The sequence below is a fragment of the Levilactobacillus tangyuanensis genome (assembly GCF_003946545.1).
In the GTDB taxonomy this organism is placed as follows: domain Bacteria; phylum Bacillota; class Bacilli; order Lactobacillales; family Lactobacillaceae; genus Levilactobacillus; species Levilactobacillus tangyuanensis.
In genome coordinates, this window is the sequence record NZ_RHOA01000007.1 from 1 (window position 1) to 14,206 (window position 14,206).

The following is a 14,206-nucleotide window of genomic DNA, read 5'->3' on the forward strand; positions in this document are numbered from 1 at the left end:
TGGGTTTGATATAAATATCAAACCGCCCTACACATATTTGGTTTGTCGAAACAATGTTCAGTTTTCAAAGGTCTACCAGTTATCTGCTCTCGCAGACAACTTATTAATCATATCATTCAAGCTATATGATTGTCAACAACTAATTTCAAACGTTTTTGAAATGCCGTTGCAATTGCCTCAATGACAACTTATATAACTATACCAACTATCACTCCCTACGTCAATCTTTTTTTGAAAGCTTTTCCAATTAACTCTTTGACCGCCCAAATTTTCTGAAAGGAAAGCGATAACCCGCCAATTTACTATCCCCCTAGAAACCCATGACGACCGTTCCTCACGACAGGTATCCAAATAAAATGAGACCCACTGTGGTAGCAGGTCTCACTCAAACAGTCCAAATAACATAACGGTTAATCATTCTTGAGCCCATTAATCCACCGGTTAATTTCCCGACTAGACCGCTTACGATTAACTTCTGCCCAAGTATATGGAAAGTAGTTACGCCAATCCTTATCGGTAAATGCTTCGGCATAGGGTAACAAGGTCGGTACTAGCAACCGGTCTGGTCGCATACCATTAGATAACAGTTCTAATCCCGTCTTCGAGAAGAACGTTGTTACAACCTTACCGTCACTGTTAACGATTCGGTCGACCCAATCTTCATTCAGGAGACCAAACACATCATTTTCAATTTCAACTAGCCCCCGTTGTTGCCGAGCAAGGTAAATGTTCCATTCATTCCTGGTTGGGAAATACAACGAGTAATAGTAGTCTTGAATGAAACAAGCAAAGTTACCGGCATACCCCTCAGTGGGCAAATAGTTCTTACCATCGGGCCGACGATAATGCGATGAACGACCTAGCAATTGCCGCAGGCTCTCGAATGGATTGGCTTGATGGACATACATCGACAAGTACCGCATCTGCCGCTTATAGAGATTAATCGCGTCATCCGGTGCCATCGTCTTCACGGTCGTCATGTCCAGCGATAGGTCAACCTTATCAATGTATCGTACCGGTTCCACTGGCAGACGGCCTTCCACCCGCATTTCTTCCACTCGACCACGAAATTCATCCAGTATATCGGCACGGATTTCGCTATCCGGTAACGAGTTCTTAGGATATGCCCGAGCATAAACGTACAGGTCCCCCAAATCTGGCCGTCCAAGCAGCTTAGCATGCATGTAGCACCGAGTAGCAGCACTCTTCGTCTCTGGATAGCGAACAGTCGTCGAGTCCCCCTCTGAGGAACTATCGGCTCTTTCCACACCCTTATAGACAAAGAGGTAATATCCTAATCCAAAAACCAATAAGACGCTACTATACATAACCAACTCCCCCTCTCTGGTTATTAAGCACACCATAGCCAGTCTGAGTGTTTCCCGCAACAGATATGGCGCTTTACCAGCCAAATGGTCAGGGAGTTTAATTATCTAAGCTTACTTAGTCCCCCTGCGTCAGCGCACAAAAAAAGAGGAGCTCCATAAGGAGTTCCTCTTTTCGTGATTATCACAATCGGAAAGTCTTAAACGTTCGCAATTGCCTTGTCTAACAAGTCAACGATCGTGCTGATTGAGTATAACCGTAAAATCTCATTGATTTCAGGTGCTGAAGAGTTACCAGTGAAGGCAACGTTCAGTGGGAAGTACAATGCACGTCCCTTAACCCCAGTATCGGCACCAACGGCCTTAATCATACCCTTGAAGTCTGGATCAGCAACGTCAGCACCTAAGTCCTTAACGTGCTTTTCAAAGCTCTTCAGTACACTGACAACATCATCATGGTCGAATTCACTCAATTGAGAGTAATCGATATCGGATTGTAAGATATTTGCATAAAAGACAACCTTGTCCATAACTTCAGTTAACATGTGTACTTCGGTTTGATAGATCTTGGATACTTGGTAAACAAATTCGCGAAGGTCAGGTAAGTTCAAAGCTTGAACTTGCTTGGCAACATCCGTTTGTCCTTCATCAACCAATTCCAAAATCCGGTCGGTCATGTCATCAAGGCTAAGCTTCTTGATGTATTCCGCGTTAATCCAATCAAGCTTTTGTTGATCGAAGTATGCTGGAGACTTAGACATCCGTGAAGGATCGTAACGTTCGATAAGTTCTTGACGAGTGAAGATTTCGTCTTCACCAACTGGGGACCAACCCAGGAAGGCAATAAAGTTAAAGATTGCTTCACTGAGGTAACCTTGGTTCTTGTATTGGCTAATGAATTGCAAAGTCTTCTTATCCCGCTTGGATAACTTCTTCCGAGTCTTTGGGTTGTAAATCAATGTGATATGACCAAAGTTAGGCATTTTAATTCCTAATGCTTCGTACACCGCAACTTGTTTTGGTGTGTTGGCAATGTGGTCATCACCCCGAAGGACATCGGTGATGTCCATCAGGTAGTCATCGATAACAACGGCAAAGTTATAAGTAGGCATCCCATTACTCTTTTCAATAATGAAATCGCCACCCATGTTGTCGGAGTTAAACGCAACGTGGCCTTTGATGATGTCGTCCCATTCGTAAACATGGTCAGGTGGCATGTGAAGACGGATACTTGGTTTCAAGCCCTTTGCTTCAGCTGCCTCTTGGTCTTCAACACTCCGACCATACCAACGGCCGTCGTAGTGAGGAGCCTCACCGGCTGCCCGTTGTTGATCGCGCATTTCGGTTAATTCATCTTCGGTTGCGTAATCTTTGTAAGCTAGACCTTCATCGAGCAGTTTAACAACGTAGCGATGATAGAGGGCTTGACGTTCACTTTGGTGATAAGGAGCGTACTTTGGATTTGGCTTATCTGGGCCTTCATCCCAATCGATACCTAACCAATGCAAGTTATCAATTTGACTATCCTCACCATGAGGAACGTTTCGCTTCAGATCGGTGTCTTCGATACGAAGAACCATCGTGCCGTGGTAATGGCGGGCAAATAGGTAATTGAATAATGCAGACTGTGCGTTACCAATATGCAAGAATCCTGTTGGACTCGGTGCATACCTCACCCGTACGTTTTTCTTATCCAATTCCGAATTATCACTCATGCTATTTCCTCCTCTATTATCTACTACACTCACCTACCCAAGTGCTGAGGTCCGACCTTATGCTGTCGGTAATTCTAACGAACAGTCGTCTTGTTCGAGTCGTCAGTATCCTTAACGTCACCGAACTTGTGGTTCAAGTCAGCAATAGCTAACTTCAAGTCATCGATGAAGTCATCTGCAATAGCCATAGTCATACCAGGACGAACAACGATCCGGCTGATGATAGTTTCTTCACGGTTCTTTGGAAGTGGGTAAGCAGGTACTTGCCAGCCGTACTTAGCCAGAGCATCTTCCATGTCGTACAAACTCCAACTAACGTCGGCGTTGTCAGACAACTTCCAGCAGTTGATTGGTAATTCTTTACCATCAACAAGGATGTCAAAAATACCAAACTTCTTCAATTCATCAGTCAACTTCAATGAAACCTTCCGTACGTTGCTCATGATAGCCTTGTAACCAGCTAAACCAAAGCGTAAGAAGTTGTAGTATTGGGCGTTGATGTGCGCACCAGAGTGAGAGAAGTTGATAGCGATTGAGTCGACACTTGAACCAAGGTAAGGAACTGAGAAACGCATTTCCTTAGGAAGGATGTCGTAAGAGTTCTTACGCCATACGATCCAGCCTAAACCAGGGTAAACCATGCCGTACTTGTGACCTGAAACGTTGATTGAAACAACGTTGTCAAGACGGAAGTCCCAAGGCTTGAAGCCGTCAACGAATGGGGCGAACAAACCACCAAAGGCAGCGTCCACGTGAATCCGTACTGGCAAAGCAGCAGTCTTGTTGTATTCAGTAACTAACTTGTCAAGACCTTGGATGTCATCAACGGAACCAGTGTAAGTGATCCCTTCAATACCAATGATACCAATAGTGTTCTCATCGACGTAGTCCATAACATGGTCAAGGTCAAGAGATACTTGGTCGCCATTGATTGGAACTTGACGGAAGTCAACGTTCCAGTAAGTGCAGAACTTTTCCCAAACAACTTGGTTACCAGACATGATAACTAAGTTAGGCTTGTGAGCGTGAAGGTCATCGATGTCAAGGCCAGCAGCCTTAGCACGGTGCTTCCAGGTGTGCAACAATGCAAGTCCACCTAACATGCAACCTTCGGAAGAACCAACGGTTGAAGTACCGATGAAGTCATCACCGAACTTTTCTTCGTCAGGAATGCCCCAAAGGTGAGCAATCATACTTACACAATAGTTTTCCATTGCGGAAGTCTTAGGGTATTCGGACTTGTCGATGGCGTTAGTGTTAAGGGTACGCATCATCAATTGGTCAGCTTGTGGTTCCATTTCAGTGGTACAGAAAGTAGCCAAGTTTTGGTTAGCTTTTGCTTCGTTTAAACGGAAGTGGTCAACCATTTCTACGGCTACGTCTGGAGCCATTGGGCCTGCAGGCAAAGTGTTCTTAGGAAGTGATTCACCGGCTGCGGTGCTACCCAAGAAAGTCTTTTCCAATTGTGCTGCGTCTAACATCTACTGCGTTTCCTGATCGTTTTTACTCATAATGTAGTTGTCATACTAATGTATGACCTAGCCTCCTTATTTTTGAAAATAATTCGTTTCTAGCTACTTACTTTGCATCTTCCTTAGCCGCAGCTTGTTCAGCATATGGCTTAGAAGGATCCAAACCTAATTGACGTGCCCACTTGTCGTGGTACATGTATAGGATGAATGGAAGAATTCCCATGATAACGAATGCAACTAACAGCAACGTCAAGTATGTCTTCTTGTCGTGTGCGCTGTAATCTGCAGGTGGGAAGAATGTAACGACGAAACCAAATGCTGACAAGATGAAACCAAGTACACCATACGTTACACGGAGACCCATTGAACGTGAAGCACGGAACGTCCGGTGAAGGTCTTTGTGCTTGAATTGTAATACCAGGTAAGTGACGAACATCATCATGTACATCATAGTGTACAAAGCAACAGTTAAACTCATGGCAGTTTGGAAGGAAACGGATGACTTGTTCCCACCAGCACCAAAGGTTAAGAGTGCACCGACGATAGATACGACGACACCTTGTAAAATCATAACATTGGTTTCAATACCATACTTGTTTGACTTAGAGAAACGAGGTGGTAAGTAACCTTCCTTGGCAGCTTCGAACATACCAGCGTTAGGTCCAACAACCCAACTACTGATTTCCCCAAGCACACCAACGGCTAACAAGAAACCAACAACTTTTTCTACTAAGACAACGCTAATACCAAACCGTTGAACCAAAGCACCATAAGCGAACACGATACCGTTACTCAATTGGATTTGGTCGTTTGGAATAGTCATAGCAATGGCCATTGAACCGATGATATCGGAGCAAATAGCACAGATTGCTAAGGCCGTCATAACCTTAGGGTAAACCTTAGGGTTTTCCAAGTCCTTAACGTGAGATGCAGAACCTTCGGCTCCGGCAAACGCAAGGATGAATGGCACGAATCCAACTAAGACACTCCCGTTCCAACTGGATGGGAAGATAGTATGTGTGTTTACATGAATAAGGGCAGGATTACCTTGAATCAAGTATGCAATAAATAGGAACAGTAAGAAGAACACAGGAATAATGACACCTAAAGTAAAGCACCATTGTGCGATCTTACCAGTAACGGAAGTCCCACGTTGTTGCAACCAGATAAGACCCCAAATCATAACCATCATTAAGATGAATTTGACAGTTGGGTTGTTAGCAATAACAGGTAAACCGAAACTTACTGAGAAACACCCAAGAATAAAGTACATCATGGTGTTCATGCCGACAGTGATGTGAATCCATTGATAGAACAGAGCTGACCAACCAGCACGTTCACCAAGCATGTCACGACTCCAAGTAAAGATACCACCTTTACTCCAGCCATCGATTGAAGCCATTTCACCAGCAGTACGAGTAACTGGGAGGAACCATAAGATCCCGGCCAGGAACAGGTAGAAGAAGGCAGTAGGCCCTTGCTTAGCAAATGCGGCAAAACCATAAACCGTCATAACCATTGAAGTGGTCATTGAGAATAACTGGAACCCAGTTATTTGATTGGCTTTGGCTAAGTCAACTTGCTCCGTAGACTTTTTTTCATCCACTTTTTCTACAATCCCTTCGAATCAATTGAAACTCTGTAGGTGCTATATATGTAAGCAGTGGCAGCGGTTTCAAATTGAGAAATAATTACTTGGCCAAGTAATTGATGAGCCAATCATCAGATCGGCTCCCTGTTAACAACACCAAGGGTAGTCCTTCAGGAAATAATAGAGAATAGACATTCGGCCTCTTCTGTATAAAAATCATACAAATTCCAGTTGTTGTTTAAAAGAGGTTTTTAAATCAATCTCCGGGTGATCGAATAACGTGGTCAACTGTTGTTGGCTAAACTTGCTCATTCCTTCGACTAATAGTGCCGGGTTCTCTCGCAGCCCCCCACGGAACCAGTTACTAACGACCCCCTGGTGACCATACTCGAACACTCGCAAGCCGGCTTGGTTACGAATAGCCAGTCGTGGATAGTCATCTTCTAATGATTTTTTAATTTTTTCTACTATTAAATCTATTGTTTTTAGAATGAAGTCGTCGAACTCCAGATACGCATGTGAGTCAACCACATGGCGACAGAAGTTTTGATAGGTGTCAATGTACCGAAACAAACTAAGGTACGTCACTAACCAATTCTGTGAGTCCGTATTCGCCGTTAGCTTTTCAGCATCGTGACTGAATTGATAATGCAGGCAATCATACTTATCTTGGAAGTGATAGTAGAAGGTCTGACGATTAACATGGCTTTCCTGAACAATTTGCTTCACCGTGATGTCATCAAATTGATCATTTTCAGCAATGTCTTGTAAGGCTTCTCCAAGTCGGTCCTTAGTTTTATATTCCATACAGATCGTCTCCTACTTTAATAAGATTTTCACGCACGACCCTGCGTTGTAAATACAGTATAGACATCATTGGGGAAAATGTATAGATTCTTTTTGCTTTATCTTTGGTTTCGCCCCATTCTTTTCCCAGCGAACGCAAAAAAGACGCCAGCTCCCTAATCTAAGGAAACCGGCGTCCACTTGAATGTTCTTTATAGAAATAAAAAAAGCTAGTCACTCTTCATCGAAGGACTACCTCACAGATTGGGCTAGCTGGATTCGAACCAACGCATGACGGGATCAAAACCCGTTGCCTTACCGCTTGGCTATAGCCCAATTATAAAAAATGACCCGTACGGGATTCGAACCCATGTAGCCGCCGTGAAAGGGCGGTGTCTTAAACCACTTGACCAACGGGCCATACACTTTCGTTGAATGTTTTGCATTGCTCATTCAATAAATTCATTATGCATCTAATTCTGAATAAAATCATTAGACAAACCAAGCAATTTGACCATTATTTGGAAATTAATGACCAAAACAGCATGTGCTCATCCTTTATCTGTATTTAGACAATAAAAAAAGCCCAGTCTCTTATGCACGCCGACTGTGACCTATCAATTGGGCTAGCTGGATTCGAACCAACGCATGACGGGATCAAAACCCGTTGCCTTACCGCTTGGCTATAGCCCAATTATGAAAATGACCCGTACGGGATTCGAACCCATGTAGCCGCCGTGAAAGGGCGGTGTCTTAAACCACTTGACCAACGGGCCATACTGTTTCGTTGAACGTTTTGTCTAACTCATTCAACAAATTCATTATGCGACGAATATTGAATAAAAGCATTAGACAAAGCCTGAAAAGTGTCAAAAAATCCATTTATTAACATTATTCCTGTTTTGTATAGCTCAAATTTGTCAAAACTAAACTAAAATAGAATTATCTAGATTTCCTACACTTAAATTAAAGGAGTTTCCTCATGGAAGCTAACCGATTCTACTTATCAAATAAAATAAAGAAAATTCGACAGCGAACTGCCGACCAAGACTACACCCATTTTGCGAACGAAATCACGCGCTTAACCGGGAAAACAATCGGCCGTGGGACACTGATCCGTTGGGAACGTGGTCAAGCCGTTCCCCATTTGGAATTCATCATGGCTATGGCGGACTTAGGCTCCACCAGCTTAGATAGTCTTCTCGCACCTAGTTCTCGTTTGCTCCCTGCAGAGGCGGTACCCAGAATGACCCCAACGGCCCTCGATGACATCATGGCCGAGTTGTCGGATAAGCTCAATCAGATTAAGAACTACCCCTACCCGCGCAGTGTCGCCGAATTCGCTGCCGAGATTACGGATACCTTCGACTACCAGATTAGCAATACCAAGCTCAACTACTGGCTCAAGGGACAACATCTTCCCAATCCACTTTCTCTATACCCGTTGGCGCACATTGCCGGGATTTCCGTGGATGAATTGTTAATGCAACCGTATCCGCTAGAACTGGTTTAATTTTGCTTCAACCGGGTAGAACTTGCCGGTTTTAGGGGACTTAGGCTTGCTTATTAGGCTAAAATCAACTAAATTTAAGTGAGGTTTAGATTCAATTGCATTGAATCAATAGTTATATAGGAGGATACAAAATGGGTAACAGCAAAAACAATAATGCTTCGCCAGCTGATCTGAATGACCAAATGCAGGTTCGGCGGGATAAAATGAACAAACTTGCAGAGGAAGGCATCGCGCCTTTCGGTCACCGATTCGATCGGACCGACACTAGCAAGACACTGACAGAAAAATACGATCAGTTCGATAAAGACGAACTGATGGATGACAAACATTATGTTGCTGTTGCAGGACGAATTACCGGTAAGCGTGGTAGTGGTAAGGCCGGCTTCATGGACTTACTCGACAGAACCGGTGTTGTCCAAGTATACGCTCGTCAAGACGAACTTGGCGAAGACAAGTACAGCTTCTACAAAACGTTAGACCTTGGGGACTTCATCGGTGCTAAGGGTTACATGATCAAGACCAACACTGGTGCCCTGACGTTACGCTTAACCGACTTCGACTTCTTGTCCAAGTCTTTACGGCCATTGCCAGACAAGTATCACGGCTTAACCAATCCCGAAACCATCTACCGTCAACGGTACTTGGACCTGATTGCTAACCGCGATAGCTTCGACCGGTTCGTCCAAGTCACGAAGATTAAGCGGGCTATTCGGGAATACCTCGACAACGAGGGCTACCTGGAAGTCGACACGCCAATCCTGCAAACGGAAGCCGGCGGTGCCGAAGCACGGCCATTCGTGACCCACTCTAACGCCTTTGATATTCCATTATACTTACGGATCGCTACGGAACTTTACCTGAAGCGGCTCATCGTTGGTGGTGTCGAAAAGGTTTACGAATTAGGAAAGGACTTCCGGAACGAAGGGACTGACTTACGTCACAACCCCGAATTCAACATGGTCGAAGTCTACACGGCCTATGCCGACTACACCGATGTGATGGACTTAACGGAAAACATCTTCCGCTACGTTGCTAACAAGGTTAAGGGTACCGGTCAGATTACTTACCAAGGTAAGGACATCGACTTAGACGCAGACTTCAAGCGGGTTCACATGGTGGACGCCGTTAAGGACGCAACTGGCATCGACTTCTGGCAACCAATGTCTGATGAAGACGCCCACAAGCTCGCCGAAGACAATGGCATCCATTGCGAACCTTACTGGAAGGTTGGTCACATCATCAACGCCTTCTTCGAAGAAAAGGTTCAAGATACGTTGGTTAACCCAACCTTCATCTACGGTCACCCCGTTGAAATCTCACCATTGGCTAAGAAGAACCCTAAGGACCCTCGTTTCACCGACCGGTTCGAACTTTACATCAATGGTAATGAATACGGTAACGCCTTTACTGAATTAAACGACCCAATCGACCAACGTCAACGGTTCGAATCCCAAGATGCTGAACGTGCGGCGGGTAACGAAGAAGCCCACGGTATCGATGAAGATTATGTCGAAGCCATGGAATATGGGATGCCACCTACTGGTGGTCTGGGTATTGGGATCGACCGGATGACGATGTTGCTGACTGATGCAGCCTCCATCCGCGATGTCATGCTCTTCCCAACCATGCGGCCAAACGACTAATTACGAAAGGGACGATTGAATGCGAGTAAATCAGCTGATCGCGTTACTCCAAGAACACGATATTTACCAAGGAACGACGCTTAAATCTGACGACGTTACGGTCGACTCGTTAGCGTATGATTCACGCCAGGCTACTCAGAATAGCCTCTTCGTCTGCAAGGGTTTTAACTTCTCTGTCGATTACCTCAAGCAGGCCATCGATAAGGGTGCCAGCATCTATTTGGCAGAAGAAGATTATCACGTGGATACACCCGTGATTTTAGTGAGCGACGTCCGTAAGGCGCTCTCACTAGCTGCTCAACTGTTCTTCAATTTCCCGCAAAACGATCTCTTTGTGATTGGCTATACGGGAACTAAAGGGAAGACCACGTCAACTTACTTCACGAAAAACATCCTGGCTCACGCCAATCCGAAGGAAGTTGCCATGTTCTCCACGATTAATCATATCATCGGTCCCAAGCCAGACGATGAGTTCAAGGCTCATCTGACGACGGCGGAATCGTTTGATATTTTCCATGAAATGCGACAAGCAGTCGACAATGGTTGCAAGTACTTGGTTATGGAAGTCGCCTCTCAGGCGTACCTCCTCGACCGGGTGTATGGCCTAACCTTTGACGTTGGGGTCTTCCTTAACATCTCGCCGGACCATATTGGGGTCAATGAACACCCTAACTTTGCCAACTATCTCTTCTGCAAAATGCAATTGATGCTCAACTCACGCAATTGCATCATCGATGCGGATGCCGACCATTTCGATGAGGTGCTTTCGGCCGCTAAGGTTTCCACGGCGCCCAATCACATCTTCACCTACGGCTTCAATCAGCCCGAGGCAACCCTGTCCATTACTCAGGACGCGGCGTCTCTGACCGGCAGTTCCTTTAACCTGACCGTTAATGGTGATCATGCCGACCTAACTGATTTAGCCACCGACTACGACGTGTCATTACCTGGTGACTTCAACCAGGCCAATGCAACGGCTGCCATCATGGCCAGTCACCTGGCCGGGGCGGCCGTTGCCGACATGCAGGCCGGTCTGGCTAACACCGTCGTTCCTGGTCGGATGGAATTCATCAAGACCAAGCATCATGGCACGGTCTACATCGATTACGCTCACGATTGGGGTAGCATGAATGCCCTCTTGAAGTTCCTCCATACCCAATTCCCCGACTATCACGTCACTGCCGTTCTCGGTAGTACTGGTGACAAGGGCGAAGACCGGCGTGAAGGCTTCGCCAAGGCGCTGAACCAATACGCGGACACCGCCTTTCTGACGACTGATGATCCCGGTTACGAGGATCCCATGAAGATTGCCAAGGAGATCGATAGCTTCATTGACCACTCCAAGGTAAAAACCATGATTATCCCGCAACGAGAGGAAGCCATTCGGCACGCCATCGCCACTGCAACTAATCATGATCTCGTCGTGTTGGCCGGCAAGGGTGAAGATCCTTACCAAAAGGTCAATGGTGTTGATACACCATACGATACCGACCCGGTTGTTGCTAAGGGTGCTATCGCCGCCTTCGTTAATGAAAACTAATTAAACACCAAACGGCCCCGAGCAGATTTCTTTGCTCGAGGCCGTTTATTTTTACCGTTTGCGCCGTTTCTTACGACGCTTCTGACTATATTTTAATTGATGGGGATGCTGTGACTTGCCTGATTGCTGGTCAGTGCTAAATAGCTTCTGCCCTACTTGTGGATGAGCCCGCAAATATTCCTGTGTGAAGGCGTCAACCGCCGCGTGGTCACTCGCCTGAATACCTTTAGCCTGCATTGCCGCCGTCAGGTCTTCAAAGAAGTGTTCCAACCGTGGATCGTACATGGTGATGAGGGCCGAATGCCGGTCGCTGACCCATGCCAGTAACTCAGCCTGATGGGGTAGACGCCCCTGTTCACCTAGGTATCGAAACAACGTAGTTAATGAAAATGGCACCAAGTTAAACAGAACGGGAACCCGATCCTCTTCATCCAGCAAATGGGTGAACGGACCAAACATAATCTCGTCTAAACTCGTCACCGTCCAGTCTTCCGGCTGCAAATGCTTACCCGTGATCATGAGCTCCGCCGTTGTGTGGACAATCGTGACGAAGTTCGTTAAGTCGCGGGACGCCAAATTGGCGACTTCGGGCTGTTCAACCATGGCTTGAACCCATTGTTCGACGAGATCCACCACGTCATCGTATGCCGCTTGCTCGTCCGATACCTGATCGTGTTTGGCAACAAGTTCCGGCCGCGCAGCTTTGACCGCCGCTAAGACTGCCGCTAGATTGGGTTGATGTCGCGCCGTAAAGTAGGCCGTCAGAACGGGGACCACCGCCACGAAATAGGCGTGTGGCTGGTTAACCAAGGTTGGCAACGCCGCCAAGGTCCCCGCCACCTGGGCCGCTGACCATTCCCCATTAGCCAGATTGACCGTTTCGCGGGCCTGTTGAACATCCTCAAGAATAGCTTGAGCATGCCGTTGCTGATTCGCTGATAACTTGCTGGCCGCCGAAGACGCCAAAAAGTCGGTCACGGTTAGGTGATTGGGTGTTCCCATAGATTTTGTCATAACTGGACCCCCTCTTTTGAATAACTCTGTTTCCCATTATAGGAAAAATAATTAAGAAAAAGCAAATCCCCTGCCATCTCAGCGGCAAAACCAAGACAAATCACTCGAAGTCAGTTATATTTAAGTTTCGGAAACTTATCGGAAAAGGAGAAACCATTACCATGGAAGAAGTTGTCATTGTTAGTGCCGTTCGGACCCCGATTGGCAAATTTGGTCGCAGTCTCCAAGCCGTGACCGCCACTGAACTGGGAACCATTGCCGCCAAGGCCGCCATCCACAGGAGCGGACTGGATCCCAAAATGATTCAACAGACCATCTTTGGGACGGTGCTCCAGGCCGGTTTAGGCCAAAATGTAGCGCGTCAGATCGAACTCAATGCCGGTCTGCCTACTAGCAGTACCGCAATGACGGTTAATCAGGTCTGCGGTTCCAGCTTAAAGGCCATCCGATTGGGTCAAAGCGCCATCCTGATGGGTGACGCCGATGTTGTCCTGGTTGGTGGTACAGAAAGCATGAGTCAGGCGCCTTATTTGAACGCTCAGACCCGTTCCGGCCATAAGTTTGGTGACGTTACCTTAACGGATAGCCTGGCCCAGGACGGCCTTACAGACGCTTTTAGTGGCGAGCCCATGGGAATCACCGCTGAAAATGTTGCCCAAAAATTTCACATCAGTCGAGAAGAGCAAGATGCTTTTGCCTTGAAATCACAGGAAAAGGCCGTGCGCGCCCAGGCTGAACACCGTTTCGATGCCGAGATCACCCCGGTCACGGTGGCTGGGCAGACCATTACCCAGGATGAGGCCGTGCGGGCCAACACCTCGGCGGCCAAGCTGGCCGCATTGCGGCCCTCATTTAAGACTGACGGAACGGTCACCGCCGGAAACGCTGCCGGCCTTAACGATGGCGCCGCAGCGATGATCCTCATGCGAAAATCAACGGCAATTGCCAATAATGTCCCCTACTTGGCCACGCTGAAGGGCTACCAAGAGGTCGGCATCGACCCCGATATCATGGGGTACGCCCCCGTCGAAGCCATCCAGAAGGTCTTAGCAGGTCAGCACCTCACCGTTGCCGACGTGGATCGTTACGAGCTCAACGAGGCCTTTGCCGCTCAGTCGGTTGCGGTTGTCCGTGACCTACAACTTCCTGCCGACAAACTAAACGTTAACGGCGGTAGTATCGCTCTCGGCCACCCATTGGGTGCCTCCGGGACACGCATCGTCGTGACCTTGCTCCATGAACTCCAGCACAGCAACCAATCTCGTGGCGTTGCCGCCTTGTGTATTGGCGGTGGCATGGGGATCGCTCTCCTGCTCGAACGTTAATCACCCAAAGTCTGGTATACTAAAGTCAAATTGACTTGGAAAGAGGCGACCGCCATGTCCGCGGCAGATGCAGCAGTTAAACTAAAACTCGTCATTCTTTTAATCGTTGGACTCGTTGCTTTAGTCAGTCTATTAGTAACCTTATTCCACCGAGATCGCCACTATTACCAAGGATTCACTGGTGTTTTGGCTGTCATCGTCGTTCAGCTCTTTATTCTTGGTTCACTCTTCACGCTAAAATAGACCGGGCTATCTCGCCCAAAAAGGACGCGACTATAAAGG

General features: G+C 46.8%; 11 protein-coding genes and 4 tRNA genes. 5 read left to right on the forward strand and 10 right to left on the reverse strand.

Going from position 1 to position 14,206, the window contains the following annotated elements:
* Positions 1 to 410 precede the first annotated feature (410 nt).
* The 9 genes from EKM96_RS06235 to EKM96_RS06275 form a co-directional block, all read right to left on the reverse strand.
* A complete protein-coding gene (locus EKM96_RS06235) occupies positions 411 to 1,328 on the reverse strand; it encodes a hypothetical protein (RefSeq protein WP_125641317.1) in 918 nt (305 codons plus the stop codon).
* A 197-nt stretch (positions 1,329 to 1,525) separates the two neighbouring features.
* On the reverse strand, positions 1,526 to 3,040 hold the full coding sequence (gltX, locus tag EKM96_RS06240; protein WP_125641320.1) for a glutamate--tRNA ligase: 1,515 nt from the start codon (positions 3,038 to 3,040) through the stop codon (positions 1,526 to 1,528).
* A 74-nt stretch (positions 3,041 to 3,114) separates the two neighbouring features.
* A complete protein-coding gene (locus tag EKM96_RS06245; protein WP_125641322.1) occupies positions 3,115 to 4,521 on the reverse strand; it encodes a glutamate decarboxylase in 1,407 nt (468 codons plus the stop codon).
* 97 nt (positions 4,522 to 4,618) lie between these two features.
* Entirely contained in the window at positions 4,619 to 6,118 is a 1,500-nt protein-coding gene (locus EKM96_RS06250) for an amino acid permease (protein ID WP_125641325.1), read from the reverse strand.
* A 201-nt stretch (positions 6,119 to 6,319) separates the two neighbouring features.
* Positions 6,320 to 6,910 carry a TetR/AcrR family transcriptional regulator C-terminal domain-containing protein gene (locus EKM96_RS06255; protein ID WP_125641328.1) on the reverse strand — a complete coding sequence of 197 codons (591 nt, stop codon included), beginning with the start codon at positions 6,908 to 6,910 and terminating at the stop codon, positions 6,320 to 6,322.
* Between the two features lie 243 nt (positions 6,911 to 7,153).
* A tRNA-Gln gene (locus tag EKM96_RS06260) sits at positions 7,154 to 7,225 on the reverse strand.
* Positions 7,226 to 7,236: 11 nt separating this feature from the next.
* Positions 7,237 to 7,309 (reverse strand) — tRNA-Glu (locus EKM96_RS06265).
* Between the two features lie 201 nt (positions 7,310 to 7,510).
* A tRNA-Gln gene (locus EKM96_RS06270) sits at positions 7,511 to 7,582 on the reverse strand.
* 10 nt (positions 7,583 to 7,592) lie between these two features.
* Positions 7,593 to 7,665, reverse strand: a tRNA-Glu gene (locus EKM96_RS06275).
* Positions 7,666 to 7,871: 206 nt separating this feature from the next.
* Between EKM96_RS06275 and EKM96_RS06280 the strand changes: the two genes are divergently transcribed.
* The 3 genes from EKM96_RS06280 to EKM96_RS06290 all read left to right on the forward strand — a co-directional run bounded on the left by EKM96_RS06280 (position 7,872) and on the right by EKM96_RS06290 (position 11,585).
* A complete protein-coding gene (locus EKM96_RS06280; protein WP_125641331.1) occupies positions 7,872 to 8,402 on the forward strand; it encodes a helix-turn-helix domain-containing protein in 531 nt (176 codons plus the stop codon).
* A gap of 131 nt (positions 8,403 to 8,533) precedes the next feature.
* Entirely contained in the window at positions 8,534 to 10,045 is a 1,512-nt protein-coding gene (gene lysS / locus EKM96_RS06285; protein WP_125641334.1) for a lysine--tRNA ligase, read from the forward strand.
* Positions 10,046 to 10,064: 19 nt separating this feature from the next.
* Positions 10,065 to 11,585, forward strand: coding sequence for a UDP-N-acetylmuramoyl-L-alanyl-D-glutamate--2,6-diaminopimelate ligase (locus tag EKM96_RS06290; RefSeq protein ID WP_125641337.1), 1,521 nt, complete (start codon positions 10,065 to 10,067; stop codon positions 11,583 to 11,585).
* A gap of 51 nt (positions 11,586 to 11,636) precedes the next feature.
* On the opposite strand, the gene EKM96_RS06295 is transcribed toward EKM96_RS06290, so the two are convergent.
* The gene (locus EKM96_RS06295; protein WP_225417653.1) at positions 11,637 to 12,599 is read right to left on the reverse strand and encodes a hypothetical protein; all 963 of its coding nucleotides are present in this window, start codon (positions 12,597 to 12,599) and stop codon (positions 11,637 to 11,639) included.
* Between the two features lie 161 nt (positions 12,600 to 12,760).
* Here EKM96_RS06295 and EKM96_RS06300 point away from each other — a divergent pair, with 161 nt between their 5' ends.
* The gene (locus EKM96_RS06300; protein ID WP_125641340.1) at positions 12,761 to 13,924 is read left to right on the forward strand and encodes a thiolase family protein; all 1,164 of its coding nucleotides are present in this window, start codon (positions 12,761 to 12,763) and stop codon (positions 13,922 to 13,924) included.
* 54 nt (positions 13,925 to 13,978) lie between these two features.
* Positions 13,979 to 14,167: a hypothetical protein gene (locus EKM96_RS06305; RefSeq protein WP_125641343.1), complete on the forward strand. Its 189-nt coding sequence runs from the start codon at positions 13,979 to 13,981 to the stop codon at positions 14,165 to 14,167.
* Positions 14,168 to 14,206 lie beyond the last annotated feature (39 nt).

Bases quoted from the DNA above. Each gene is read 5' to 3' on its own strand.
- EKM96_RS06280 (WP_125641331.1), top strand. From the start codon at position 7,872: ATGGAAGCTAACCGATTCTACTTATCAAATAAAATAAAGAAAATTCGA.
- EKM96_RS06300 (WP_125641340.1), top strand. From the start codon at position 12,761: ATGGAAGAAGTTGTCATTGTTAGTGCCGTTCGGACCCCGATTGGCAAA.
- EKM96_RS06235 (WP_125641317.1), bottom strand. From the start codon at position 1,328: ATGTATAGTAGCGTCTTATTGGTTTTTGGATTAGGATATTACCTCTTT.
- EKM96_RS06305 (WP_125641343.1), top strand. From the start codon at position 13,979: ATGTCCGCGGCAGATGCAGCAGTTAAACTAAAACTCGTCATTCTTTTA.
- gltX (WP_125641320.1), bottom strand. From the start codon at position 3,040: ATGAGTGATAATTCGGAATTGGATAAGAAAAACGTACGGGTGAGGTAT.
- EKM96_RS06245 (WP_125641322.1), bottom strand. From the start codon at position 4,521: ATGTTAGACGCAGCACAATTGGAAAAGACTTTCTTGGGTAGCACCGCA.
- EKM96_RS06255 (WP_125641328.1), bottom strand. From the start codon at position 6,910: ATGGAATATAAAACTAAGGACCGACTTGGAGAAGCCTTACAAGACATT.
- EKM96_RS06295 (WP_225417653.1), bottom strand. From the start codon at position 12,599: ATGACAAAATCTATGGGAACACCCAATCACCTAACCGTGACCGACTTT.
- EKM96_RS06290 (WP_125641337.1), top strand. From the start codon at position 10,065: ATGCGAGTAAATCAGCTGATCGCGTTACTCCAAGAACACGATATTTAC.
- lysS (WP_125641334.1), top strand. From the start codon at position 8,534: ATGGGTAACAGCAAAAACAATAATGCTTCGCCAGCTGATCTGAATGAC.